This is a genomic window from Leifsonia aquatica, assembly GCF_014190775.1.
Lineage (GTDB): Bacteria > Actinomycetota > Actinomycetes > Actinomycetales > Microbacteriaceae > Leifsonia > Leifsonia aquatica.
The window spans coordinates 1,892,963-1,916,448 of the sequence record NZ_JACHVP010000001.1 but is presented as its reverse complement, the minus strand read 5'-3'; the positions used below and the strand labels follow the sequence as shown (position 1 = coordinate 1,916,448).

Below are 23,486 nucleotides of genomic sequence, written 5' to 3'. Positions count from 1 at the left end.
GCCCCGGAGTACCCGCAACTACTCACCCCTCGCGGCCGGGCGGCAGGCGACCTGTGGATGACTTCTCGCGAGGCGTGAGTTGTTGCGGGTGATCGCCCCGCAATACCCGCAACTACTCACCCTTCGCGAGACAGGCGGGCGCGCGGCGGGCGGGAGCGCGCCGCGGCGCTCAGCACTCGATGACGTTCACCGCGAGGCCGCCCTCGCTGGTCTCCTTGTACTTGGTGGACATGTCGATGCCGGTCTGCCGCATGGTCTCGATCACGGTGTCGAGCGAGACGAGGTGCGAGCCGTCGCCGTGCAGGGCGAGGCGGGCGGCCGAGACCGCGGTGGAGGAGGCGATCGCGTTGCGCTCGATGCACGGGATCTGCACCAGGCCGCCGACCGGGTCGCAGGTGAGTCCGAGGTGGTGCTCCATCGCGATCTCCGCGGCGTTCTCGACCTGACGCGGAGTGCCGCCGAGCACCGCGCACAGGGCCCCCGCGGCCATCGCGCAGGCCGACCCGACCTCGGCCTGGCAGCCTCCCTCGGCGCCCGAGATGGAGGCGTTCGCCTTGAAGAGCGAGCCGATCGCCGTCGCGGTCAGCAGGTAGCGGCGGATGCCGTCGGCGGTCGCACCGGGCACGAAGCGCAGGTAGTAGTGGGCCACGGCCGGCACGATGCCCGCAGCGCCGTTGGTCGGCGCGGTGACGACGCGGCCGCCGGACGCGTTCTCCTCGTTGACGGCCAGCGCGAACGCGTGCAGCCACTCCAGGGCCGTCGCCCGGCCGGGGTCGTCCTGCACGCGCTCCAGGTGCTCGCGCATGGCGGCCGCGCGGCGCGGGACCTGCAGTCCGCCCGGGAGGGTCCCCCTTCCGGCGAGGCCGTTGGCGACGCACTCCGCCATCGCCTCCCAGATCAGATCGAGCCGCTCGGCCGTGCGCTCCTCGCCGTGCAGGGCCGCCTCGTTGCGCCGGGCGACCTCGCAGATCGGGATGTCGAGCCGCTCGCAGATCGCCAGCAGCTCCTCCGCGGTGTCGTAGGGGAGGGGATGGGAGGCGCGCGCGGCCAGGTCGGCCTCCTCGCCGTCGCGGCGGATGAAGCCGCCGCCGATCGAGTAGTAGGTCTCCTCCCGCAGGGGGAGCGGCTCGCGTTCGCCGTCCGCGGCGCGTCCCCACGCACGCAGGGTCAGCGCATTGGGGTGACCGGGCAGACGGGTGCGCGGCTCGAAGTCGATGTCGTCGCGCGAGAACGGGATCTCCCGCGCACCGGCGAGCGCGATCGTGGCGTCGTCGGCGAGACCGCTCCACGCGCCGCGGACGTCCTCCGGGCGGCAGCTCTCGGGTTCGAGGCCGCGCAGCCCGGCGACGACCGCGTCGGGGGTACCGTGGCCGATCCCGGTCGAGCCGAGGGAGCCGTACAACGTGCAGGTGACCTGGTCGATGCGGTCGAGGATGCCCTCCTCCTGCAGTCGGACGGCGAACGCGCGGGCGGCCCGCAGGGGTCCGACGGTGTGCGAACTCGAGGGACCGATGCCGATCGAGAAGAGGTCGAAGGCCGAGACGTACGCTGTCACATCCCCAGTCTACGTCGGGCTGTGCGCACGGAATCGGCGTGCGGGCGCGATACGGCGCAGGGATCGTGCGCGACGGCCGCGCGTGGCGATGCCCCTTCGCGGACCTGCGCCCGACCCTTTCACGGGCGCTTTCACTGCCCGCTCGGCGCTGTAAGCGGCGCGTAAGGGCCGTGCAAGCGGGCGGCGGCAGCATCGAGACATCAACCGATCCGAAAGGAAGGACCACCATGACTCGCAGCTCCGAATGGGCGGTCGAAGCCCACGGGCTCGTCAAGGTCTTCGGCGACAACCGCGCGGTGGACGGCGTCGACCTCAACGTCCGCGCCGGCACCGTCTACGGTGTGCTGGGGCCGAACGGCGCCGGCAAGACCACCACCATCTCCATGCTCGCCACCCTGCTGAAGCCGGATGCCGGCGAGGCCACCATCTTCGGCCACGACATCCGCAAGGAGCAGCAGATCGTGCGCCAGCTCCTCGGCGTCACGGCGCAGTTCGCGTCGGTCGACGAGACGCTCTCGGCCAACGAGAACCTCATGATCTTCGCCCGGCTGCTCGGGCTGAGCGGCCGGGAGGCCAAGGCCAAGACCGCCGAGCTCCTCGAGGAGTTCGGGCTCACCGACGCGGCCAAGCGCCCGCTCAAGAAGTTCTCCGGCGGCATGCGCCGCCGGCTCGACCTGGCCGCCAGCCTCATCGCGCAGCCGCCGCTGATCTTCCTCGACGAGCCGACCACGGGCCTCGACCCGCGCACCCGCTCGCAGATGTGGGACACCATCCGGCGACTCGTCTCCACCGGCTCCACCGTGCTGCTCACCACGCAGTACCTGGACGAGGCCGACCAGCTGGCCGACCGGATCGCGGTCATCGACCGCGGCCGCGTGGTCGCCGAGGGCACCAGCGACGAGCTCAAGGCGTCCGTCGGCGAGTCCTCGCTGCAGCTGCGCCTCGCCGACGCGGCCGACGTCGAGGACGCCCGCCGTGCGATCGCGACGGTGCTCGGCGTCGACGCGGTCGTCTCCCCCGAGGGAGCGCGCCTGACCGCGCCGATGCGCGACGCCGACGCGGTGACCGACCTGTTCATCACGTTCCGCGAGGCGGGCATCCACCTGGCGGAGATGTCCGTCCAGAAGCCGACCCTCGACGAGGTGTTCCTCACCCTCACGGGCCACGGCGTCGAAGAGGAGAACGCCGACGCGGAGTCCACCGACACCGAGAAGGCCGCCGCAGCAGAAGGAGTCCGGGCATGAGCGCCATCGCCACCATCACACCGCCCTCGGAGCGGAATCTGAAGAACCACGTCAGCGTGCGCCAGACCCTGGCCAACACCCTGACCATGGCCCGCCGCGGCCTCCTGAAGATCAAGCGGACGCCCGAGCAGCTGTTCGACGTCACACTGCAGCCGATCATCTTCACCATCATGTTCGCCCTGCTGTTCGGCGGCGCGCTCGCCGGAGGCGTGAGCGCGTACCTGCCTTACCTCATCCCCGGCATCCTTGCCCAGACGGTGATCACGACCTCCGTCGTCACCGGCGTGCAGCTGCGGGAGGACATGGACAAGGGTGTGTTCGACCGGTTCAAGTCGATGCCGATCGCGCGCATCGCCCCGCTCTCGGGTGCGCTGCTCGCGGACACGCTGCGCTACGCGATCGCGACGACCATCACGTTCCTCACCGGGTTCGTCATGGGCTGGCGCCCCGCTGCGGGCATCGGGTTCGTCATCCTGGCCGGCCTGCTCGTCATCGTCTGCGCCTGGGCGATCAGCTGGATCTTCGCCTTCTTCGGCGTGATCGCCCGCACGGCGGGTTCGGTCCAGGGGATCTCGTTCCTCGTGCTCTTCCCGCTCACGTTCTTCTCGAACGCGTTCGTGCAGTCGAGCACCCTCCCGGACTGGCTGCAGACCTTCGTGAACATCAACCCGGTGTCGCACCTGGTCACGGCGGTGCGGGACCTCGCCAACAACGGCACGTTCCCCGCAGACGGCTGGTGGGCACTGCTCGGCGCGGCCGTGATCGTGGCGGTCTTCGCCCCGCTCACCGTCCGGGCGTACATGCGCAAGGCCTAGGCCCGGCGCTCGCGGACAGCGGCCGTCGCACCCTGCGGAGGGGTGCGGCGGCCGCTCCGCGTTCCACGGATGCGGATGTGGATGTGGATGCGGGCGCTCGGCGCCGCGCCCGGTTCAGCGGGCCGGCTTCGCCCAGCGCAGCAGCTCGAGGCCACGGGCGGAGGCCTCGTCGAGCGAGAGGCCGGACGCCGCGTCCACGGCGGCCGCGAGGCGCTCCGCACCCCAGGCCGCCGCGATCGGAGCGGAGAGGCGCTCGCGCTGCATGCTCGCCAGGTCCTGGCGGGAGTTCAGTCGCGTGGCCAGCCCGACCAGCTCGTGCCCGGCCGCCACCCACTGCTCGTCGTGCGCGGCGGCGGTGTGCGGATCCAGCATCCAGACGGCGTAGCCCAGGAGGCCGCTGCCCAGCACGGGCTTGTCGACGTACCACGTGCTCAGCCGGGTGTAGACGAGCACCCGCACCCGCAGCCGCCGGGCGAGTTCGTCGGTGGCCTCCCACGTCACCGTCCCCGGCTCGATCTCGTCGGGTCCGGCGGCGTGCGCGCGCACGTGCACGACCAGCTCGGCCGCCCCCAGCATCGTCATCCACGGGTTCGTGAGGGTCTCGCGCTGGGCGGCGCCGTCGTCGACGAAGACGCCGACGGCCTCCGCATAGCGGCGAAGTCCCTCGGCCAGATCGCCCTCGGCGAGTGCGATCTCCGCCATGCCGCCGTAGCCGATGCCGTAGTAGTCGACGTAGTCGAAGCCCGTCCGGTCGACCTCCACGCTCAGATAGGTGTCGAGCAGCTCGCGGCCGCGGACGGTGTCGCCCACGGTGATGGAGTTGATCGCGATCAGCCAGTCGAGCTGCCGCAGGTCGCCCGCCGCCTGCAGCGGCGCCAGCCCGTCGTGGGCGCGCTGGGCCCAGCGGAGCGCTTCCTCCGGGTGCGCCAGCTGGCTGTGGAGCTGCGCGAGGGCCTGTGCCGCCGACGCTGTCGACCACGCATCGTCGACCTCCAGGCCCTGCGTGTACGACCGGTGCGCCTCGACGAGACCCTGCCGCAGCTCGCCGGCGTTCTCGTGCAGCTGGGCCAGCAGCAGGTTGCCCATCACGGCGACCTCGGGATCGCTCGACGCGGCGTACTCGGCCAGCATCCGCATCCCGGGCTCGACCTTGCCCGCGACGGTGATGAGGCTCGACATGGCGTTCAGGCGCGGATCGGCGAAGTCCCGCTCCCGGCGGAGGCGCTTGAGGCGGGAGATCGCGCGGACCGACGTGCGCAGATCGACGTACAGGAAGGTCCCGCCGATGATGGTGAAGCAGACGGCGGCGTCCTCGCGCTCGCCGTCGACCGGCTCCCACCCCGCCAGCGCGGCCAGCACCGTCGGACCGAAGCCGAGCACCTCGGAGTGCGCGCTGCGGAGCGACCAGTAGTAGGAGAGCAGACCGAACACCGCGGCGACGGTGGCCGGGCGCCCGCCGTCGATGGCGGAGCGCAGCACGCCCACCAGGTTGTCCTGCTCGGCGGTCACGCGACCGAACGTCTGCACCAGCTCCGGGCCGTGCATGTGCTCCATCGCGCGGTGGGCGAAGGCCACCGCCCACGCGTCCATCCCGTCCCGCACCTCGTCGCCTTCGCCGGCCTCGGCCAGCTCGCGGTCGCCGAACTCGCGGACCGTCTCGAGCATGCGGTAGCGCAGGAGGCCGGTCGTCGCGTCCTCCGTCACCGTCACGAGGGACTGGGCGACCAGGGCGTCGAGGTCGTCGAGCACCGAGCTCGCGCCCGGACCGGCGACGGATTCGGCCGCCTCGGCGCTGAACCCGTCGGGGAACGCGGAGAGTCGCCGCAGGAGCGCCTGCTCGGAGCCTGCGAGCAGATTCCAGCTCCAATCGATGACGGCGAAGAGGGTGCGGTGCCGCTCGGGGGCCGTGCGCTCGCCGCCGGTCAGGAGGGCGAAGCGGTTGCCGAGTCGGCGCTCGATCTCCTCGACCGAGAGCGACCGGGTGCGCGCGGCGGCGAGCTCGATGGCCAGCGGGAGGCCGTCGAGCCGGTCGCAGAGGCGGGCAACTGTGTCGAGCGGAAGCACGACGCCGGGCCGCGCCGCCCGCGCGCGCTCCACGAAGAGCTCGACGGCCGGACCGCCTCCCGCGCTCGGCAGCGAATCGAGGGGGTACACGCGCTCCGCGCCGATCGCCAGCGGGGCGCGGCTGGTGGCCAGCACCCGGACGGTCGTCGTCGCGTCGAGGATGTCGGCGATGTAGGTCGCCGCCGCGTCGACGATGTGCTCGCAGTTGTCGACGATGAGCAGCGTCTCGCGCTCGGCGAGCAGTCCGAGGATGCGGGAGTGGATGTCGACGAGCGCTCCCGGGTCGCCGGAGCGGGTGCTGCGCGCCTCCCGGATGCCGAGGGTGGAGGCGAACGCGAGCTCGATGTCCTCCGCGCTGCGCACGCTCGCCAGCTCCACGAAGACGACGGACGGTGTGTGGATCGCGCGGCGGCCGATCTCCTGTGCCAGCCGGGTCTTGCCCAGGCCGCCCGCGCCGAGGATCGTCGTCAGGCGGGAGGTGGCGATCACGTCCTCGAGCGCCTGCAGGTCGTACTCGCGGCCGAGGAGCGCGTTCGGAGCGCTCCGCAGACCGATGCGGACCTGCTTGGCGGTGCTCGGCTCGGGCTGGTCCTCCTCCGCGAGCAGGCGGGCGTTGAACGCGACCAGCTCGGGACCGGGGCGCGTGCCGAGGCGGTCGAGCAGCGCCTCCTTGAGTTCGGCGAACGCGAGGAGGGCCTCGCTGCGCCGCCCGGCCTCGGCGAGCGTGGCCATCCGCTCGAGCTGCAGGGACTCGTCGAGCGGATGCGCCTGCAGCAGAGCGGCGAGATCGTCGAGGGCGGCGTCGTGGTCGGCGGCCGCCCGTCGCGCACGCGACCGGACCAGCAGCAGCTCGTCGCGGAGCGCCGCGGCGGTGCGGGCCAGGTCGTCGGCGAGCGGGACGTCGCCCAGCTCGGCCCCCGGGTCGCCGCGCCACAGGTCGAGGGCGACGGTCGCTTCCCGCGCGGCCGCTCGCGCGTCGCCGGCGGCGAGGAGGTCGCGGGCCGATGCCGCGCGGCTGCGGGCGAGCCCGAGGTCGGTCTGCTCGGCGGGGATCGCCAGCGCGTAGCCGCCGGCGGTCGACTCCACCAGCCCGTCGGCGCTGGAGGTGCGGAGGCGCGACACGAGGGTCTGGAGGGCGGCGCGCTCCTGCCGGGGCGGAGCGTCGTCCCAGAGGTCCGCCACGAGCGACGACACCGACACCGGGCCGTGCGCGAGCGTCAGCGCGACCAGGAGCCGCTTCGAGCGCGCTCCGGCGGGCTCGGTCAGCGTGCCGGTGCGATCCTCCACCCGCACGGGGCCGAGGACGGCGACGCGGGGGGACGAAGGCGCGGACTCCACTCGCCGAGTTTAGCCAGCCGAGGGGGCGCGACGGGTGCGCACGCGCGTAGGCTCGGCCTCATGGCGTTCGACTGGTCGCAGTTCTACGAGCAGCAGGGCGGCCGCAGTGTGCGCCCGACGTTCGCGAGTGCACTCGGCGCGTGGGCGGGGGAGCCCGGTGACGCGATCGATCTCGGGTGCGGCGACGGCGTGGAGGCGCGGCATCTCGCGAGCCGCGGCTGGCGCGTGCTGGCCATCGACTCCGACCCCGGGGTGGAGGAGCGGGTGGTCGTCGGCCTCAGCCCCGAGCAGGCGTCCCTGCTCGACGTGCGCTCGGCCCCGTTCGAGTCGCTCGGCGACCTCCCGCCCGCCGACTTCGTCTACGCCGGCTTCGCACTGCCGTTCTGCGACGCGGATCGGTTCCCGTACGTCTGGGCCGACATCCGCGACGCCCTGCGGCCCGGCGCCCTGTTCGCGGGCGAGTTCTTCGGCCCGCACGATGACTGGTTCGGCCGGCCCGGGATGAACTTCCACGATCGCGCCGGGGTGACCGGTATGCTCGCGGGCATGGAGGTCCTCCAGCTCGTCGAGGACGACCGTCGCGGGATGTCGTTCGAGGGCCCCAAGCACTGGCATGTCTTCCACGTCATCGCCCGCGCCTGACGCGACACTCGTGCCGAATGTCGCGAAAGCGCCGCCGATACCCGACATTCGGCACGAATGTGGGCACGCGGCGCGCGTCAGCGCAGGGTCTTGCGCGCCGTGATCTGGCCGGTGTCGAAGCCGAGCAGGTGCAGCCCGCCGTGGAAGCGCGCGTGCTCGATCTTGATGCAGCGGTCCATGACCACCGTGAGGCCCTTCGACTCGCCGTACTCGGCGGCCTCCTGGTTCCAGATGCCCAGCTGCACCCACACCGTCGGCGCGCCGACCGCGATGGCCTCGTCGATGACGGCGGGGATGTCGCTCGGCTTGCGGAACACGTCCACGATGTCCGGCACCTCGGGCAGTGACGCGAGGTCGGGATAGGCGGGCTGGCCGAGGATGGTGTCGGCGTTGGGGTTCACGAAGTACACGCGGAAGTCGCTCGACTGCTGTAGGTAGGTTCCGACGAAGTAGCTGGAGCGCGCCGGGTTGGGCGAGGCGCCGACGATGGCGACGGACTTCGCGCCGCGCAGGATCTTCAGGCGCTCCTTGGCGTCCGGGCCGATCCAGGTGCGCTGCGACTTCAGCAGCTTCGCCAGCGGGGAGTCGGCGGGGAGGGAGCAGCTCAGTCCGTTGACGAGCTGGACCTCGGTGGTGTCGGTCGCGCTCATGCTCACGCCTCCTTGACGGCCTCGGAGAGGGCCTGGTCGAGATCGTAGATGATGTCGTCGGCGTCTTCGATGCCGACGCTGATGCGCACCACGCCGGGCAGCACGCCCGCGTCGAGCAGCTGCTGCTCCGTGAGCTGCGCGTGGGTCGTGGAGGCGGGATGGATGACCAGCGTCTTGGCGTCGCCGATGTTGGCGAGGTGGCTGGCCAGGTTCACCGACTCGATGAGCTTCTGGCCGACCGCGCGGCCGCCCTTCACGACGAAGCTGAACACGCTTCCCGCGCCGGCGGGGAGGTACTTGCGAGCGCGGTCGTGGTGCGGGTGGTTCGGCAGCCCCGCCCAGTAGACGTGCTCGACGCGCGGGTCGGCCTCCAGCCATTCCGCCACCTTGCGCGCGTTGTCGACGTGCGCCTGGACGCGGTACGGCAGGGTCTCGACGCCCTGCGCGAGCAGGAAGGCGGAGTGCGGGGCGAGCGACGGGCCGATGTCGCGCAGCTGCTCGGCGCGGAGCCGGGTCAGGAACGCGTACTCGCCGAAGTTGCCCGACCACTGCAGCCCGCCGTAGGACGGCACCGGCTCGGCGAACAGGGGGAAGCGCTTAGAGTGCCAGTCGAACCGGCCGCTCTCGACCACGACGCCGCCGAGGGTGGTGCCGTGGCCGCCGAGGAACTTGGTGGCCGAGTGGATGACGATGTCGGCGCCCCACTCGATCGGCCGGTTGAGGTACGGGGTGGCGATGGTGGAGTCGATGGCGAGCGGGACGCCGGCGGCGTGCGCGACGTCCGCGAGGCCCTCGATGTCGGCGATCTCGCCGGAGGGGTTCGCGACGGTCTCGGCGAAGACGACCTTCGTCTTGTCGGTGATCGCGGCCGCGTAGTCGGACGGGTCGGAGCTCTGGATGAACGTCGTCTCGACCCCGAACCGGCGCAGCGTGACGTCGAGCTGGGTGATCGAACCGCCGTAGAGGTTGGCGGACGCGACGATGTGGTCGCCCGCGCCGGCGAGCGAGGCGAAGGTGATGTACTGGGCGCTCAGTCCCGAGGCGGTGGCGACGGCGCCGAGGCCGCCCTCCAGGCTCGCGATGCGCTCCTCGAACGACGCGACGGTCGGGTTCGCCAGGCGGGAGTAGATGTTCCCGTACTTCTGGAGCGCGAAGCGCGCCGCGGCGTCGGCGGTGTCGTCGAAGACGAAGGCGCTGGTCTGGTAGATCGGCAGCGCGCGGGCTCCCGTCACGGGGTCGGGGATGTTGCCCGCGTGGATCGCACGCGTGCGGAAACCGTATTCGCGATCTGCCATGCGCTCACGCTACCGGACCGCTCCGGTGCGGCCGGAGGCCGTGCGTAACAGACGTAACAGAGTGACACGGAGGCTTGCCGACCCGTTGTGGTACACTCGTACTAGATCGCCGTGGGAGCGATCCCGGACGACGGTTCAGTACCCGGTGCGCGACAAGACTGGCCAGGGAGACCGTCGTCATGTCGTGGATCGTCCTCATCCTCTCCGGTGTGCTCGAGGCCGTCTGGGCCACCGCTCTCGGCAAGACCGAGGGGTTCACCCGCCTCTGGCCGACCGTGATCTTCGGTGTCGGTCTCGTCGCCTCGATGGGCGGGCTCGCCTTCGCCATGCGCGAGATCTCGACGGGCACCGCCTACGCCGTCTGGGTCGGGATCGGCGCCGCACTGACCGTGCTCTACGCCTCGATCTTCGGCGGCGAGGGCTTCTCGCTCGTGAAGGTGCTGCTCATCCTGGGCCTCGTCGGCTGCGTGGTCGGCCTCAAGCTCGTCGACCACTGAGCCCGGTCGCGCCCCTCACAGGGCGCCAAGCAGCCGCGCGCCGTCGGGAACGCCCAGCCCGGTGCAGGCGTCCCAGCCTGTCGTCGCGGTGTACGCGCCGTTGTCACCCTGGGTGATGTCGCGGAAGCCCGCGGCCACCTGGCCGGCTCGCACCGAGTCGTACAGCGCCGGCTGCGCCAGTCCGAGCGGGCGTCCCGTCTTCTGCACGATCCGGGCGACGAGGGCGGCCCAGAGCGGTGCGACCGCGCTGGTCCCGCCGATGACGGTGTCCTTGCCGTCCACGCGCACGCGGTAGCCGGTCTGCGGATCCGCGACCGCGGAGACATCGGGCACGCCGCGTCCACCCGGTCCGTTCGCGCTGCCGCCGGCGTCGGCGCCGCCCGCACCCGAGGGCACTCCGACACCGCCCTGCCAGGACGGGAGGGGGAAGACCGCGCTCACTCCGCCGCCGGTCGCGCCGCCTCCCGTGCCGTTGTTCCACACCGTCTCGCTGCTGACTGCGCCGGTGGAGCCGTTCGCCTCCAGCCGGGTGCCCCCGCAGGCCAGGGCGTGCGGGGAGGAGGCGGGGAAGTCGACGTGCGCCGCGCCGTCGCCCACCCGGTCGCTGCTGCCGTCGTCGCCGGCCGCGACGGTGGTCGTCGCGCCGAGCGCCGCGGCATCCTGCAGGGCCTCGTCGAACGCGGTGCGGGCCTGCGCCGTCCACTGGTCCTCGGCCTGTCCCCAGCTGATGCTGATGGCGGCGGGAGTGGGGGAGGCGTGCGCCGCCGTCGTCACCGCGTCGAGGAAACCGGCGTCGGTGTTGGGGGCGAAGTACACGACGAGGGAGGCGCCGGGCGCGAGCGCACCCGCGACCTCGATGTCGAGCATCACCTCGCCGTCGGCGCCGTTCGGGTCCGCTCCGGGCTGGTTGGCGCCGCCGTCCACGCCGACGGCCGTCACCGACGGTGTCGGGAGGCCGAGGCCCGCGAAGTACGTGTCGAGGTCGGCCTGCTCGTAGCCGCCACCGAGTTCGATGATCGCGATCGTCTGCCCGCTGCCGTCGGTCCCCTCGGGGAAGTCGTAGACGGCGCCGAGCTCGGGAGGCGTGTAGCTGACCGACACCGCGGCCGGTCGGGCGATGCGGAACTGTGCCCGCGCCTGGGGGCGGTCGTCGAGGCCGAGGACGGCGGTCACCACGCCGCCGAGCGCGCGCGGGATGCTGAGGCCGCCGGAACGCTGCCGATACGGAGCCCCCGCCTCATCGTCGGAGTCGGCGCGCGCCGAGCGTGCCAGGTCCGTCCCGAACACCCGCGCGACGATCCGGGCCGGACCGCTCACCCGCACGGTTCGCCGTGCGGCATCCGCCTCGTCGACCGAGAGGCCGAGCGCGCTCAGCGTCGTGCTGACGAGCTCCACATCGGCCGGGTCGGCGCCGTACTGCTCCGCGAGCTCGTCCCGGCTCAGCCGCGCGGTGAACGCGCTCTCCGGGAGTTCGGCCCGGCGGCGCAGCACCAGGGTCGCGGACACCACCGCGTCCGGGTCCAGGGCGCCATGGGCTCGGAAGCCCGGGCGCTCCGGTCGCTCGCTCCCGGGCAGGGAGACGAGGTCGAGATGGTCGAGCCGGTCATCGCCGGGCAGCTCCGCGTCGGTCATACCCACGGTCTACACCCGCCTGCCGACAGCGCCCACGGGTGAGCGGTCGGCGGGGACGCATCCCGAGGCCCTGCACTATACCCAGCTGGGCAACCACATGTGCATCTGCCAGAACCAGAACGGGATCTGCTCGCCCGTCCAGATCGGCCAGAAGTAGGCGGTCAGGAGGGCGGACACTCCGAGGAAGACGGCGACCCAGGCGATCCCGCGCCGCCGTCGTGGCGTGGGATCCGTGCGTCTGCCGAGCACCACCGCGATCGCGGCCGCGAGGCCCAGGATGAGGTACGGCTCGAACGCGATCGAGTAGAACTGGAAGATCGTGCGGTTGATGTAGAGCAGCCACGGCAGGTAGCCGGCGGCGAGCCCGGTCAGGATGAGGCCGATCTGCCATTCTCGGTACCGGGCCAGCCGGTAGATCAGGTAGAACACCGCGGCCGCGCCCGCCCACCAGATGAGCGGATTGCCGAGGGAGGTGATCGCCGCCGAGCAGCTCGAGACGTCGCAGCCGCCCTGTCCCTGCGTCGTGCCGACGTAGTACATGCTCGTCGGGCGGATCATGAACAGCCAGGTGAGCGGATTGGACTGGTAGGGGTGCGGCACGTGCAGGTTGATGCTGTAGTTGTACATCTCGGTCTGGTAGTGCCAGAGGTTCTGCAGCCACAGCGGCACCCAGCTCAGCGCGCCGCCCCACTGGAGGTGTGTCGCCTCCGCCCAGTGCCGGTAATAGCCTCCGTCCGTGACGATCCAGCCGGTCCACGTCGAGATGTAGACGACGAGCGCGATCGGGACCATGAGCACGAACGTCGCCGGGCCCTGCTTGAGGGCCGCGCCGCTCAGGTAGAAGGCGAGGCCGGCTCGCCGGCGCGCCACCGCATCCACCACCACGGTGTAGACGGCGAAGAACGCGAGGAAGTAGAAGCCGCTCCATTTGACCCCCGCGCACAGGCCGCACAGGATGCCCGCGGCGATCAGCCAGGGTCGCCACCAGAGCACCGGGCCCCAGGCCGGATCGCGGCCGGCCGAGCGCGCCGCTGAGACGGCGGCCGCCAGCCGGGTCGCATGCCATCGCCGGTCCAGGAGGATGCAGCCGAAGGCCAGGAGGCCGAAGAACATCACCGAGTTGTCGAGCAGCGCCACCCGGCTCATCACGATCGCGTGGCCGTCGATCGCCATCAGGAATCCCGCGATCGCTGCGATGACGGTCGAGGAGAACAGGGCCCGGGCGATCAGGAAGACCACCAGCACCGCGAGGATGCCGACCACCGCGGTCGACACGCGCCAGCCGAACGAGTTGCCCGCGCCCGTCGTCGCCATCCCGAGCGCGATGAGCCACTTGCCGAGGGGGGGATGCGCGACGAACGACGGCGACGACGTGAAGATGTCCGTGTTGCCCGCATTGAACTGCTGGTCGGCCTTGTCGGGCCAGCTGCCTTCGTACCCGAGGTGGAGCAGCGACCAGGAGTCCTTCACGTAGAACGTCTCGTCGAAGACGAGGGAGTGCGGGGACCCGAGGTCCCAGAGCCGGAGCACCGCCGCGAGCAGGGTGACGCCGATCGGCGCCCCCCAGTACCAGATGCGCAGCCGCGTCGGAGTGCGCAGCACGCGCGCCCACCAGTCGTCGATGCGGCTGCCGATCGGCCCGGGCGCGACGTGCGCGGGGACGGGATCGGTCACGGGAAGCGAGCTCACCAGGCAATCGTACGGGGACGGGACTCGCAGGGCGCCGACCGCGCCGCCTGTCAGACTGAGGACATGATCATCCTGGCCGCGACTCCCATCGGCAACCTCGGCGACGCCTCCGCCCGCCTGGTCGAGGTGCTGTCGGCGGCGCCGATCGTCGCCGCCGAGGACACCCGGGTCGCGCAGCGGCTCCTGGCCGGTCTCGGTGTCGAGAACCGTCCGCGGCTCATCGCCCTGCACGACCACAACGAGCGCGACCGCGCCGGCGAGCTCGTGGAGCTTGCCCGCGAACAGGATGTCGTCGTGCTCTCCGACGCCGGGATGCCCACCGTCTCCGACCCCGGCTTCCACCTCGTGGAGGCGGCCGCGGCGGCGGGTGTCGGCGTGACCGCGCTCCCCGGCCCCTCGGCGGTGCTGACGGCGCTCGCCGTGTCCGGGCTGCCGACGGACCGCTTCACCTTCGAGGGCTTCCTCCCGCGCAAGCCGGGGGAGCGGTCCTCGGCGCTGCGCGCGCTCGCCGCGGAGCCGCGCACGATGGTGTTCTTCGAGTCGCCCAACCGCATCGCCGCCTCCCTCACGGCGATGGCGGAGGAGCTCGGCGCCGACCGTCGCGTCGTCGTCTGCCGCGAGCTCACCAAGCTCTTCGAGGAGGTGCGCCGGGGCACCGCCGCCGAGCTCGCCGCCTGGGCGGCCGAGGGCGTGCGCGGTGAGATCGCTGTCGTCGTCGCCGGGGCCCCGGCTCGCTCCGTCGACCCGGACTCCGCCCTCGAGCAGGTGCTCGCGCTCGTCGCCGCCGGGACGCGGCTCAAGGACGCCGCCGCCGAGGTCTCCGAGGCCACCGGTCTCGGCCGACGGGATCTGTACCAGGCCGCGCTGGAGCGCAAGGGCCGCTGACCGGATCGTCTGCCGCGACCGTCCGCCGGGCCGCCCGCGCCCGGCTGGGTCAGGTCGGAGTCGGCCGGTACCGCACGGCCACCGCGCCCGAGCGGAACTCCTGCCGATGCACGGCGTCGAGCTGGATGCTGTCGGGCAGGCCCGCGAGCAGGGTCGGTCCGCGACCGGCGAGCACCGGCTGCACGACGAACTCGTACTCGTCGATCAGCCCGAGCCCGGCCAGGGCGGTCGGGAGGGTCACACCACCCACCCACAGCCCCTCGCCGGGTTCCTCCTTGAGCCTGCGAACGGCCTCGGCGACGTCGGGGCCCAGCAGCTCGGCATTCCAGTCGACCTCGCTCAAGGTACTGGACACGACGTACTTCTTCGCCGCGTCGATCGCCTCGGCGAAGGAGAGCTGCCAGTCCGGCATCCCGTCGGGCCATGCGCCTGACGCGGGCCTCCGCCACGCCGACTGCATCATCTCGTAGGTGACGCGGCCGAACAGCAGCGCGTCGGCCTGCTCCATTTGCCCGGCCCAGTACGCCATCGACTCGGCGTCGGGCGGCAATCCGACCTCGTGGGACGCGGAGCCGTCCAGCGTGACATTGATGGAGTATCTCAGCGGCCTCATCCCGGCGCCTTCCTCTGATGTCGATCCAGCATCGTGCGGGCAACACGGTGATCGCGTCTCGCCACCACTGTAGGTGCGTGCGGTGCTCCTGGACAGGAGGTCCGCCCTGGCGGTTATGCTGACCCGGTGACCGACTTCTTCTCAGCCGATGCGGATGCCGATCTCGCCGTTGCGCGGATCGAGGAGCAGATCGCCGAGGCGCAGGAACGTGCCCGTCGTGCCGGCGAGGTCCGGCAGGAGATCGATGCGCTCCGCGGTTCGGCGACGTCGCCCCGCCGGGAGCTCACCGTGACCGTGGATGCGAGCGGCCGGCTCGTCTCCGTCGACGTGAACGATGCCGCCTACCGGCTGTCTCCCCGCGATCTCGGCCGGCTCATCGTCGAGACCGCGAACGCCGCGCAGCGCCAGGCGGGAGCCAAGGCCGTCGAACTCGCGAGCGAGGCGTTCGGCGAGGAGTCCGGTATCGTGGCGCACCTGCGCGACGAGGTCGAGCGGTCGACGCGTCCAGCCGCCGGGGGAACGGGCGACGGGACGCGGATCCAGTACTGAGATCCGGCGCTGAAGGGGGAGTAGCGATGGCGAAGAAGATCGCCGTGGATGCCGAGCTCATCCACGCGCACGCTGCACGCGTCGAGCGGGTCGCGGCCGATGTCGGGGTGGCCAGGCAGGCGGCGGCCGCCACGAACATGGGCGGCGGCGCCTTCGGCGTGATCTGCGCCTTCCTCGTGCCGCCGGCGACCCTCGCGGCGTCGATGGCGGCCTCGGCGATCGGCGCTGCGGAAGGCATGCTGACGCGCAGCGCGCGGGAGGTCCGCGGGGTCGCCACGGACATGGCCGCCGTCGAGGACGACATCGTCCAGGCGGTGCGCGCGCTCGAGAAGGGTCTGGGGTGACGCGCCGGTGACCACGAATGCCCTCGTCGCCGCCCCGGTCGACACCGCGACGCCGTTCAGCGGCGCGGGTCTGCTCGACTCCGGCTCGCAGCTCGTCTCGGCCATCGAGTCCGGTGACTGGGTCGAGGGCGGCATGGCCGCGTTCTCGGCCGCCGCCGACACGATCGCGACCGTCTCGGACCCTCTCGGCTCGCTCATCGCGGCCGGCCTGGGCTGGTTGATCGACCACTTCGAGCCGCTCAAGGGATGGTTCAACGACCTCACCGGCGACGCGGGCGAGGTGCAGGCCTTCGCTCAGACTTGGACCAACATCCAGACGCAGCTGCAGCAGTCGGGCGACGAGCTCACGCGCATCCTCGGCGACGTCGACGAGCTGACCGGCGAGGCGATGGACGCCTACCGGCGGTTCCAGCAGGATTCCGCGCAGCACCTGCACGGTGCGGCGACCTGGGCCGGCGCGATGGCGACCGGGCTCAGCGTCGCGTCCACGATCGTGCAGGTGGTGCACGACATCGTGCGCGACGTGCTCTCGCAGCTCGTCGGGTCGGCGATCTCGTGGGCGTCGGAGGCCGTGCTCACGCTGGGACTCGCGACACCGTGGATCGTCGAGCAGGTCTCGACCCGCGTCGCCTCCTGGGTCGCGAAGATCGGCTCCAAGATGACCGCCCTCGTGCGCTCGGTGAAGGCGCTCTCGAAGCTCCTCGACGAGCTGCGCGGCCTCCTGCGGCAGGCCGACGACCTGTTCGCGTCGGTGCTGAAGGGTGGGAAGGGTGGAGCCGGTCGTGGGCTGGGGCGTGAGGGGGATGCGGACGGCGTTCCTCCGCTTCACGGTCTCGCAGACGGTGATGATGACGGCATCACCGAACTCACTCGCTTCTTCGGCCCGGACCAGTTGAAGTACTACATGGGGGAGGATGCGACCTTCGGGCGCCCGGGCGACGCGATGTTCGTCATGCCCGACAGCGACTCCCGCGTGATCAAGGACGCCCTGGATGCGGCGATCCACAGTGGTATGGCGCCATCGGCTCTCCGGGCGTGGGAAAACGGCGAGGACATATTCGGAGTCACTGTGCCACGCGGAGCGTTCCCTGACTTGCGGCTGCCGACGGCCGCAGATGCCAAGGATTGGCCGCACTTCTTGCCGGGAGGCCACACTGCGGTGAGGGTGGGTGACGAATGGATCGTCAACTCGACTCGCGAATTCGTCGTAGACGGAGGCAAGGCGATGCCGCCGGGGACGATGGTGTTCCGGCTTCTGGACGGAGGTGTGCGGGATGTCATCGCGCTCTTCGGATGACGCATTCGCGCCGTCCCCTGCTGAAAAGGGGTGCGGCTGGTGCCGTGGGTTTTACTACGCTTGGTCGAACGACGCGCCCGACGTTGTTGCTGAATTCGAGGATGGCGTGCTGACTCTTCGGCGCTGCCGGCACTGCGGGAGCTACTGGCTCGAGAACGTCTTCAGCTTTCCGGAACAGATCGATGATGAGCGCGCGGGTCGTCTCATCGAGGAGGAACGATGACTGAATCGACACTGGAGCGTGCGATGGTGCGCGCGGACGCGGGTGAGGCCCGTCCAAGCGAGATCATCGACATCCTGATCGACGAGAACTCGGTTGTCGCTGTGCCGATGCTGGGCAAAGGGGCCGAGGCGTACCCCCTCAGCCTCACCGGTCCACGCGGTTCGTTCGTCCCTGTGTTCAGCAGTGTCGAACGGATGGCGCAGTTCCCGCCCGCCGCGGGTGTTGCCACGGCTGCTTCGGTTCCCACGCGAGGGATGATCTCGACCTTGGCCGACGGTGTCGGCCTCCTCGTCAATCCCGGGTCGGCAGCGGGGTTCGAGCTTCCCGCCGACGCTGTCGCGCGCTTGCGAGCCCGGCTCGCCGGCTGACGGCGTCGGCCATGTCCGCGGAGAGGTGACCCCGTGAGCTGGAAAGATTTCGACCTCGCGCCGAGGGTGGTGTCGGGCGACCCCGAGTACGGCTGGCGGAGCGACAATCCGGTCGACGCGGCCCCCGTTCATGTCGGTGCCGATCTGGTTGGCTACCTCGCGACCTCGGTCGACGCCTCCGAGAACGTGCTCAAGCTCTTCACCTCCGCGTCTCACTCCGACTACTTCAACAACGGTTCGCGCTTCTGGCGCGACCGGATCGCCCGCGCGGGCGCGCAACGGGTTCCGGCTCACGAAGCCTTCCGTGCGCTCCTCGGGATGGAGGGCCCGGACGGGGCAGGTCGCGTGTCGGCCCAGACCGAGCGGTTCGAGAACACGGATGCCGTCGTCGAACGTCTCGACCCGGGCGCGGGACCCACACGCGATGAGATCGACGCCGTCCTGCGCGGCCAGGCCCGCCCCACTCCCGAGATCCAGGCACGCATCGCCGCCCTCGATGAGGCCACCCATGTGCGCACTGCTCCCGAGGACGTCCTCGTCGCACTCGCCTACGATCCCGCGAGCCTCCCCGCCGGGGCCGCGGTCGGGACGGTGGTGCACGAGCCCACCTTCCTGACCTCGACCTTCCTGACGGGCCAGACGCGGATCGACGCCCCCACCACGCTGATCCTCCGCGTCACGAAGGGCACCCCAGCGCTGTACACGCCGCCCGGACCGGGCGAATCCGGCGCCGGCGTCCTGCTGCTCGGCCGCGGAATCGACTGGCAGATCACCTCTCTCGCTCCCGGCGAGCTCCAGGGCACCGTCCTCCGGGCCGAGCCCCGGTCGTAGGCGGGGACGGGGTCCCGGTCGTGAAGTACAAAGAACTCGTCGCCAGGGTCGCGGCCATGCCGGGGAGAAGCTCCAGGAGGCCCGCGCACCCCGTCCGCCGGTGGACCCGGAGCAGCGGGCCCGTGACAAGGCATCCGGCGACGAGATCCGCCGACGGTGGGCGGAGTTCGAGGTGAACCTCGATGACGCCGTCGTCGCCTTCACCGGCTTCGGGCGGGGGAAGTTCCCGACAAGCGATCAGGAGGCGGTCCTCGCCCTGAGCCCCACCATGGGCACCGCTCTCCTGAACGCAGCGGAGGAGGCGGCCCGGGTCTCCGACACCATCACCTTCGACGAGGTCGCCCCCTTCGACACGGAGCTTCGGGAGCGTCTCCACCAGCGCCTCCGCGTCCTCCTCCCGTACCTCGGACCCACGGCCGTGGAGGCGCTCGGCTGGCGCTGGGGCTTCCTCAATCTCCGCTGATGGATCGGCGGCTGAGCGCGGCGATCGTCGCCTACATCTGGGGCGAGGGCTCGCCCCTCCCGGGCCGCCATCCCGAGCGCGTCCCCGACCCGGATCTGCGCGCCCGGGTCGAAGCGGTCATCCGCCGGCTCGACGCGATCCGGCCGGACGAGACGGCTCGCGACCTGCTGACCTGGGCGGACGGACAGGCCGCCGCCGTCGCCGCGGTGTCGGGCGGCCTCGCGCCGGAGGCCGTCCGCGCGTTGCGTGACCTCCTGAGCTGGGAATGGCGCTGAACCGGACCTAGGCCCAGGGCCGCTGGGGGAGCAGCCGGATGTCGACCTCCGGATAGCGCGTGAAGCCCTCGTCCTCCGTCAACAGCGGAACACCGACGGCGTGAGCGTGCGCGGCGATCAACGCGTCCTTCAGCCTCCCGGCGCTGCGCGGCTCGACGGTGAGCGCGCCGTAGCTGTCCGAGGCGGCGCGGTCGAAGGGCAGCCAGAAGCCGGGCAGTTCGTCGAGTGTCCGGATGAGCTCGCGCCGCTGGCCCGCGGCTGCCTGTCGCCGCTGATCGGACCGGAAGGCGACCAGACCCTGGATGAGCTCTCCCCGGCAGATCATCGACGAGCGGTACGCGTCGATATCGTCGACCACGTCGTCGGGGAGGCCGCTGATCAGAACGCTCGTATCGAGCATGCCCAGCACGGTCATCGTGCCTCGGGAACGGTGTCGGCGTCGCGTGAGGCACTCAGCCGCCGACGCTCCTCCTCGACGGCCTCCCGGTCGGCGAGACGGGCCAGGAGGCGCAGCTGCGCCTTCGTCGCCTCGAGAGCAGGATCGGGATCCTGGACGGAGTCGTCGACGACGGGGAGGAACGCTGCGCTGACCCGGCCATGGGTCGTGACGGCCGCGCCGGTCGCCAGGTAGTGGGCGGGGTTGGCTTTGAAGGTGCTGATCGGCACGTGGGGCAGGCCGTCCACATCGGCTGCTGTGAGGGTCATTTCTGCTCCGTTCCGTCCTGCTCGGAGCTATTTTAGCGTCGTCGGCTCCGAATCCGTTCGGAGACCGTCTTTCCGGGCGCCGACACACAACGAGCCACACCCTCCCGCGCCCGTAGGATGGTCAGCATGTCCGACGGCTCTTCGTTCTACATCACCACGCCGATCTTCTACGTGAACGATGTCCCGCACATCGGCCACGCCTACACGGAGGTCGCCGCGGACGTGCTCGCGCGCTGGCACCGCCAGGCCGGCGACGACACCTGGCTGCTGACCGGGACGGACGAGCACGGCCAGAAGATCCTGCGCACCGCGACCGCCAACGGCACCACCCCGAAGGAGTGGGCGGACCGCCTGGTGACCAACGAGTGGCTGCCGCTGCTGAAGACCATCGACATCGCCAACGACGACTTCATCCGCACCACGGACGAGCGCCACGAGGCCAACGTGCAGAAGTTCCTGCAGAAGCTGTACGACGACGGCTTCATCTACGCGGGCGAGTACGAGGCGCTGTACTGCGTCGGCTGCGAGGAGTTCAAGCCGCAGAGCGAGATCGTCGACGGCACGGGCGAGTACGAGGGCCAGAAGGTCTGCGCCATCCACTCGAAGCCGCTGGAGCTGCTGCAGGAGAAGAACTACTTCTTCCGGATGAGCCAGTTCGCGGACAAGCTGCTCGCCCTCTACGAGGAGCGCCCCGAGTTCGTTCAGCCGGAGTCGGCCCGCAACGAGGTCGTCAGCTTCGTGCGGCAGGGCCTCAGCGACCTCTCGATCTCCCGCTCCAGCTTCGACTGGGGCATCAAGGTGCCGTGGGACGAGTCGCACGTCGTCTACGTGTGGTTCGACGCCCTGCTCAACTACGCGACCGCGGTCGGCTACGGCCAGGACCCGGAGAACTTCGACCGGCGCTGGCCGGCCACCCACATCGTCGGCAAGGACATCCTGCGCTTCCACGCGGTGATCTGGCCCGCGATGCTGATGGCCGCGGGCGTCGACGTCCCGCACCGCGTGTACGGCCACGGCTGGCTGCTCGTCGGCGGCGAGAAGATGTCCAAGTCGAAGCTCACCGGCATCGCCCCGACCCAGATCACGGACACGTTCGGCTCGGACGCGTTCCGGTACTACTTCATGCGCGCGATCAACTTCGGCCAGGACGGCTCGTTCAGCTGGGAGGACCTCGCGGCCCGCTACCAGGCGGAGCTCGCCAACGGCTTCGGCAACCTGGCCTCCCGCGTGATCGCGATGGTCACCCGTTACTTCGAGGGCGTGGTGCCGGCCGCCGGCGAGTACTCCGATGCCGACCTGCGCGTGCAGCGCACGGTCGCCGAGGCGACGGCGAACGCCGACGCGGCGATCGAGCGGCTCGCGATCCACGACGCCCTCACCGCGGTGTGGACGGTCGTCGACGAGCTGAACGGCTACATCACCCTCCAGGAGCCGTGGAGCCTCGCCAAGGACGACGCGCAGCGCGAGCGTCTCGGCACGGTGCTCTACACGGCGGCGGAGGGCCTGCGCGCCCTCGCCGTGCTGCTCTCGCCGGTCGTCCCGCAGGCGACGGCGAAGCTGTGGGAGGCGCTCGGCGCCGAGGGCGAGCTCGGAGCGGTGACCGCGCAGCCGCTGCGGCGCGCGGGCGACTGGGGCCAGCTCCCGCCCGGCACGACCGTCAACGGGCTGGAGGCGCTGTTCCCCCGGATCGACGCGGACGCGGTGCCGGGAGCATGACCGACCCGGCGTTCATCCGGCAGCGGCACGTCACCGACGGCCGCGACCTGGCCTACCCGCCGCTCCCGGAGGCGCTGGTCGTCCCCGTCTACGACAACCACACGCACCTCGAGATCGCCGACGGCGACGACCCGTTGGACTACCGCGAGCAGCTCGACCGCGCGTCGAGCGTGGGCGTGCGCGGCGTGGTCCAGGTCGGCAACGACGTCGAGACGTCCCGGTGGTCGGCGGAGATGGCGGCCGTCGAGCCGCGGATGCTCGCCGCCGTCGCGCTGCACCCGAACGATGCCCCGGACTACGCCGAGCGCGGCGAGCTGGACGACGCCCTCGCGGTGATCGACGAGCTGGCCGGCCGCCCGCGCGTGCGCGCCGTCGGAGAGACCGGCCTGGACTTCTACCGCACCGAGGAGGGACCGCGCCGCGACGCGCAGTTCCGCTCCTTCGAGGCCCACATCGAGATCGCGAAGCGGCACGGGATCGCCCTGCAGATCCACGACCGCGACGCCCACGCCGAGGTCGTCGCCACACTCAAGCGCGTCGGCGCCCCCGAGCGCACCGTCTTCCACTGCTTCTCCGGCGACGTCGAGCTCGCGCGCATCTGCGCCGAGAACGGCTGGTACATGTCGTTCGCCGGCACGGTGACCTTCAAGAACGCGCCCGCGCTCAGGGGGGCCCTGCGCTCGGCTCCGCGCGACCTCATCATGGTCGAGACCGACGCGCCGTTCCTCACGCCGTCGCCCTACCGCGGGCGGCCGAACGCGCCGTACCTCATCCCGCTCACGCTGCGCGCGATGGCCGAGACGATCGACACCGACGCCTCCACGCTCGCCGCGCAGATCAATTCGAACACCGAGCTCGTCTACGGCCGCTGGGACAGCGAACCGGTCTCGGCCCCGCCGACGACGCCGATCGGGCGCATCGCGTGAGCGACCTGCGCCTGCTCGGCCCGGCCGAGATCCGCGATCTGGCCGAGCTGCTGGACGTCACGCCGACCAAGAAGCTCGGCCAGAACTTCGTCATCGACGGCAACACCGTCCGCCGCATCGTGCGCGTCGGCGAGGTCGAGGCGGGGGATGTGGTCGTCGAGGTCGGTCCGGGACTGGGCTCGCTGACGCTCGGCCTCCTCGAGGCGGGCGCCCGCGTGGTCGCGGTGGAGATCGACGGCCGGCTGGCCGCTCAGCTCCCCGTGACGGTCGCGCAGATGGCGCCCGGCGCCGCCGAGCGCCTCTCCGTCGTGCACCGTGACGCGCTGGCGATCACCGAGCTCCCGGAGCAGCCGGACCGGCTGGTGGCCAACCTCCCGTACAACGTCTCCGTGCCCGTGCTGCTGCACCTGCTGGAGCACTTCCCGTCGCTGCGCTCGGGAGTCGTCATGGTGCAGGCCGAGGTCGGTCACCGCATCGCGGCCCAGCCGGGTTCGAAGGTGTACGGCGCGCCGAGCGTGAAGGCCGCCTGGTACGGCGTCTGGCGGACCGCCGGCAACGTCAGCCGGCAGATCTTCTGGCCGATCCCGAACGTCGACTCGGTGCTCGTGGCGTTCGATCGCCACGCGACGCCGCCCGGCGACGAGGAGCTGCGCAAGCGCACGTTCGAGCTCGTCGACGCGGCGTTCCAGCAGCGGCGCAAGACGCTCCGCCAGTCGCTCTCCCGGGTCTACGGCGACCCGACCGCGGCGGCCGACGCGCTGGAGGCCGCCGGGCTCTCCCCCTCGCTCCGTGGCGAGCAGCTGTCGTTCGACGACTTCGCCCGCCTGGGCGCCGCGCGCGCCTGAACGGATCCACCGGGCCGGTGCTCGG

The 23,486-nt window shown here is 71.4% G+C and carries 24 protein-coding genes and 1 riboswitch; of the genes, 15 read left to right on the top strand and 9 right to left on the bottom strand.

What is annotated here, in order from left to right:
• Positions 1-169: 169 nt before the first annotated feature.
• Positions 170-1,555, bottom strand: a complete 1,386-nt coding sequence (locus FHX33_RS09190; protein WP_021762457.1) for an L-serine ammonia-lyase — start codon at positions 1,553-1,555, stop codon at positions 170-172.
• 227 nt (positions 1,556-1,782) lie between these two features.
• On the opposite strand from FHX33_RS09190, the gene FHX33_RS09185 reads away from it, so the two are divergent.
• Positions 1,783-2,799: a daunorubicin resistance protein DrrA family ABC transporter ATP-binding protein gene (locus FHX33_RS09185; protein ID WP_021762458.1), complete on the top strand. Its 1,017-nt coding sequence runs from the start codon at positions 1,783-1,785 to the stop codon at positions 2,797-2,799.
• Positions 2,796-3,614 carry an ABC transporter permease gene (locus FHX33_RS09180; protein ID WP_021762459.1) on the top strand — a complete coding sequence of 273 codons (819 nt, stop codon included), beginning with the start codon at positions 2,796-2,798 and terminating at the stop codon, positions 3,612-3,614. Before FHX33_RS09185 ends, FHX33_RS09180 begins: the two co-directional genes overlap by 4 nt.
• Before the next feature lie 114 nt (positions 3,615-3,728).
• Here the strand turns inward: FHX33_RS09180 and FHX33_RS09175 are convergent, their stop codons facing one another.
• Positions 3,729-7,016: a BTAD domain-containing putative transcriptional regulator gene (locus FHX33_RS09175; RefSeq protein WP_183428368.1), complete on the bottom strand. Its 3,288-nt coding sequence runs from the start codon at positions 7,014-7,016 to the stop codon at positions 3,729-3,731.
• A gap of 60 nt (positions 7,017-7,076) precedes the next feature.
• On the opposite strand from FHX33_RS09175, the gene FHX33_RS09170 reads away from it, so the two are divergent.
• On the top strand, positions 7,077-7,658 hold the full coding sequence (locus FHX33_RS09170) for a methyltransferase domain-containing protein (RefSeq protein ID WP_021759898.1): 582 nt from the start codon (positions 7,077-7,079) through the stop codon (positions 7,656-7,658).
• 77 nt (positions 7,659-7,735) lie between these two features.
• Here FHX33_RS09170 and FHX33_RS09165 read toward each other — a convergent pair whose 3' ends face one another.
• Together FHX33_RS09165 and FHX33_RS09160 are read right to left on the bottom strand one after the other, a co-directional pair.
• Positions 7,736-8,308, bottom strand: a complete 573-nt coding sequence (locus tag FHX33_RS09165) for a CoA-binding protein (protein WP_021759900.1) — start codon at positions 8,306-8,308, stop codon at positions 7,736-7,738.
• Between the two features lie 2 nt (positions 8,309-8,310).
• On the bottom strand, positions 8,311-9,603 hold the full coding sequence (locus FHX33_RS09160) for an O-acetylhomoserine aminocarboxypropyltransferase/cysteine synthase family protein (protein ID WP_021759902.1): 1,293 nt from the start codon (positions 9,601-9,603) through the stop codon (positions 8,311-8,313).
• Positions 9,604-9,704: 101 nt separating this feature from the next.
• Positions 9,705-9,770, top strand: a riboswitch (guanidine-III (ykkC-III) riboswitch).
• Between the two features lie 12 nt (positions 9,771-9,782).
• Between FHX33_RS09160 and FHX33_RS09155 the strand changes: the two genes are divergently transcribed.
• A complete protein-coding gene (locus FHX33_RS09155) occupies positions 9,783-10,100 on the top strand; it encodes a DMT family transporter (RefSeq protein ID WP_021759904.1) in 318 nt (105 codons plus the stop codon).
• Between the two features lie 15 nt (positions 10,101-10,115).
• Here FHX33_RS09155 and FHX33_RS09150 read toward each other — a convergent pair whose 3' ends face one another.
• Both FHX33_RS09150 and FHX33_RS09145 read right to left on the bottom strand, forming a co-directional pair.
• A complete protein-coding gene (locus FHX33_RS09150) occupies positions 10,116-11,732 on the bottom strand; it encodes a S53 family peptidase (protein WP_183428367.1) in 1,617 nt (538 codons plus the stop codon).
• A 75-nt stretch (positions 11,733-11,807) separates the two neighbouring features.
• Positions 11,808-13,421: a dolichyl-phosphate-mannose--protein mannosyltransferase gene (locus FHX33_RS09145; protein WP_039923152.1), complete on the bottom strand. Its 1,614-nt coding sequence runs from the start codon at positions 13,419-13,421 to the stop codon at positions 11,808-11,810.
• A gap of 63 nt (positions 13,422-13,484) precedes the next feature.
• Here FHX33_RS09145 and rsmI point away from each other — a divergent pair, with 63 nt between their 5' ends.
• Entirely contained in the window at positions 13,485-14,306 is an 822-nt protein-coding gene (gene rsmI, locus FHX33_RS09140; RefSeq protein ID WP_021764249.1) for a 16S rRNA (cytidine(1402)-2'-O)-methyltransferase, read from the top strand.
• Positions 14,307-14,355: 49 nt separating this feature from the next.
• Here the strand turns inward: rsmI and FHX33_RS09135 are convergent, their stop codons facing one another.
• Positions 14,356-14,919 carry a dihydrofolate reductase family protein gene (locus FHX33_RS09135; protein ID WP_021764250.1) on the bottom strand — a complete coding sequence of 188 codons (564 nt, stop codon included), beginning with the start codon at positions 14,917-14,919 and terminating at the stop codon, positions 14,356-14,358.
• A gap of 126 nt (positions 14,920-15,045) precedes the next feature.
• Here FHX33_RS09135 and FHX33_RS09130 point away from each other — a divergent pair, with 126 nt between their 5' ends.
• From FHX33_RS09130 to FHX33_RS09100, 7 genes are all read left to right on the top strand, one after another.
• Positions 15,046-15,468: a YbaB/EbfC family nucleoid-associated protein gene (locus FHX33_RS09130; protein ID WP_021764251.1), complete on the top strand. Its 423-nt coding sequence runs from the start codon at positions 15,046-15,048 to the stop codon at positions 15,466-15,468.
• Positions 15,469-15,494: 26 nt separating this feature from the next.
• Positions 15,495-15,812 (top strand): hypothetical protein, encoded by a 318-nt coding sequence (locus FHX33_RS09125; RefSeq protein ID WP_021764252.1) that lies wholly within the window; start codon positions 15,495-15,497, stop codon positions 15,810-15,812.
• Between the two features lie 7 nt (positions 15,813-15,819).
• Positions 15,820-17,109, top strand: coding sequence for a WXG100 family type VII secretion target (locus FHX33_RS21570; protein WP_021764253.1), 1,290 nt, complete (start codon positions 15,820-15,822; stop codon positions 17,107-17,109).
• Positions 17,110-17,328: 219 nt separating this feature from the next.
• On the top strand, positions 17,329-17,700 hold the full coding sequence (locus tag FHX33_RS09115; RefSeq protein WP_039923153.1) for an SseB family protein: 372 nt from the start codon (positions 17,329-17,331) through the stop codon (positions 17,698-17,700).
• A 33-nt stretch (positions 17,701-17,733) separates the two neighbouring features.
• Positions 17,734-18,531 carry an ADP-ribosyltransferase family protein gene (locus FHX33_RS09110; protein ID WP_021764256.1) on the top strand — a complete coding sequence of 266 codons (798 nt, stop codon included), beginning with the start codon at positions 17,734-17,736 and terminating at the stop codon, positions 18,529-18,531.
• Between the two features lie 100 nt (positions 18,532-18,631).
• Positions 18,632-18,994 carry a hypothetical protein gene (locus FHX33_RS09105; RefSeq protein ID WP_021764257.1) on the top strand — a complete coding sequence of 121 codons (363 nt, stop codon included), beginning with the start codon at positions 18,632-18,634 and terminating at the stop codon, positions 18,992-18,994.
• Positions 18,994-19,269, top strand: coding sequence for a hypothetical protein (locus FHX33_RS09100; protein WP_021764258.1), 276 nt, complete (start codon positions 18,994-18,996; stop codon positions 19,267-19,269). The genes FHX33_RS09105 and FHX33_RS09100 overlap by 1 nt, the downstream gene beginning before the upstream one ends.
• A 7-nt stretch (positions 19,270-19,276) precedes the next feature.
• Here the strand turns inward: FHX33_RS09100 and FHX33_RS09095 are convergent, their stop codons facing one another.
• Together FHX33_RS09095 and FHX33_RS09090 are read right to left on the bottom strand one after the other, a co-directional pair.
• Positions 19,277-19,684 (bottom strand): type II toxin-antitoxin system VapC family toxin, encoded by a 408-nt coding sequence (locus FHX33_RS09095; protein WP_021764259.1) that lies wholly within the window; start codon positions 19,682-19,684, stop codon positions 19,277-19,279.
• Positions 19,681-19,974 (bottom strand): hypothetical protein, encoded by a 294-nt coding sequence (locus FHX33_RS09090; RefSeq protein ID WP_021764260.1) that lies wholly within the window; start codon positions 19,972-19,974, stop codon positions 19,681-19,683. Before FHX33_RS09090 ends, FHX33_RS09095 begins: the two co-directional genes overlap by 4 nt.
• 126 nt (positions 19,975-20,100) lie before the next feature.
• On the opposite strand from FHX33_RS09090, the gene metG reads away from it, so the two are divergent.
• From metG to rsmA, 3 genes are read left to right on the top strand one after another with little or no spacing between them, the layout of a single operon-like run.
• Positions 20,101-21,690, top strand: coding sequence for a methionine--tRNA ligase (gene metG, locus FHX33_RS09085; RefSeq protein ID WP_183428366.1), 1,590 nt, complete (start codon positions 20,101-20,103; stop codon positions 21,688-21,690).
• A complete protein-coding gene (locus tag FHX33_RS09080) occupies positions 21,687-22,616 on the top strand; it encodes a TatD family hydrolase (RefSeq protein ID WP_021763292.1) in 930 nt (309 codons plus the stop codon). The genes metG and FHX33_RS09080 overlap by 4 nt, the downstream gene beginning before the upstream one ends.
• Entirely contained in the window at positions 22,613-23,461 is an 849-nt protein-coding gene (gene rsmA, locus FHX33_RS09075; RefSeq protein WP_021763291.1) for a 16S rRNA (adenine(1518)-N(6)/adenine(1519)-N(6))-dimethyltransferase RsmA, read from the top strand. Before FHX33_RS09080 ends, rsmA begins: the two co-directional genes overlap by 4 nt.
• The last annotated feature ends 25 nt before the right edge of the window (positions 23,462-23,486 follow it).

Excerpts from the sequence above, each read along its gene's own strand:
- FHX33_RS09185 (WP_021762458.1), top strand. The coding sequence starts at position 1,783 with ATGACTCGCAGCTCCGAATGGGCGGTCGAAGCCCACGGGCTCGTCAAG.
- FHX33_RS09080 (WP_021763292.1), top strand. The coding sequence starts at position 21,687 with ATGACCGACCCGGCGTTCATCCGGCAGCGGCACGTCACCGACGGCCGC.
- rsmI (WP_021764249.1), top strand. The coding sequence starts at position 13,485 with ATGATCATCCTGGCCGCGACTCCCATCGGCAACCTCGGCGACGCCTCC.
- FHX33_RS09125 (WP_021764252.1), top strand. The coding sequence starts at position 15,495 with ATGGCGAAGAAGATCGCCGTGGATGCCGAGCTCATCCACGCGCACGCT.
- FHX33_RS09100 (WP_021764258.1), top strand. The coding sequence starts at position 18,994 with ATGGATCGGCGGCTGAGCGCGGCGATCGTCGCCTACATCTGGGGCGAG.
- FHX33_RS09115 (WP_039923153.1), top strand. The coding sequence starts at position 17,329 with ATGACTGAATCGACACTGGAGCGTGCGATGGTGCGCGCGGACGCGGGT.
- FHX33_RS09170 (WP_021759898.1), top strand. The coding sequence starts at position 7,077 with ATGGCGTTCGACTGGTCGCAGTTCTACGAGCAGCAGGGCGGCCGCAGT.
- FHX33_RS09090 (WP_021764260.1), bottom strand. The coding sequence starts at position 19,974 with ATGACCCTCACAGCAGCCGATGTGGACGGCCTGCCCCACGTGCCGATC.
- FHX33_RS09160 (WP_021759902.1), bottom strand. The coding sequence starts at position 9,603 with ATGGCAGATCGCGAATACGGTTTCCGCACGCGTGCGATCCACGCGGGC.
- FHX33_RS09165 (WP_021759900.1), bottom strand. The coding sequence starts at position 8,308 with ATGAGCGCGACCGACACCACCGAGGTCCAGCTCGTCAACGGACTGAGC.
- FHX33_RS09155 (WP_021759904.1), top strand. The coding sequence starts at position 9,783 with ATGTCGTGGATCGTCCTCATCCTCTCCGGTGTGCTCGAGGCCGTCTGG.
- FHX33_RS09180 (WP_021762459.1), top strand. The coding sequence starts at position 2,796 with ATGAGCGCCATCGCCACCATCACACCGCCCTCGGAGCGGAATCTGAAG.
- metG (WP_183428366.1), top strand. The coding sequence starts at position 20,101 with ATGTCCGACGGCTCTTCGTTCTACATCACCACGCCGATCTTCTACGTG.
- FHX33_RS09150 (WP_183428367.1), bottom strand. The coding sequence starts at position 11,732 with ATGACCGACGCGGAGCTGCCCGGCGATGACCGGCTCGACCATCTCGAC.
- FHX33_RS09095 (WP_021764259.1), bottom strand. The coding sequence starts at position 19,684 with ATGACCGTGCTGGGCATGCTCGATACGAGCGTTCTGATCAGCGGCCTC.
- FHX33_RS09135 (WP_021764250.1), bottom strand. The coding sequence starts at position 14,919 with ATGAGGCCGCTGAGATACTCCATCAATGTCACGCTGGACGGCTCCGCG.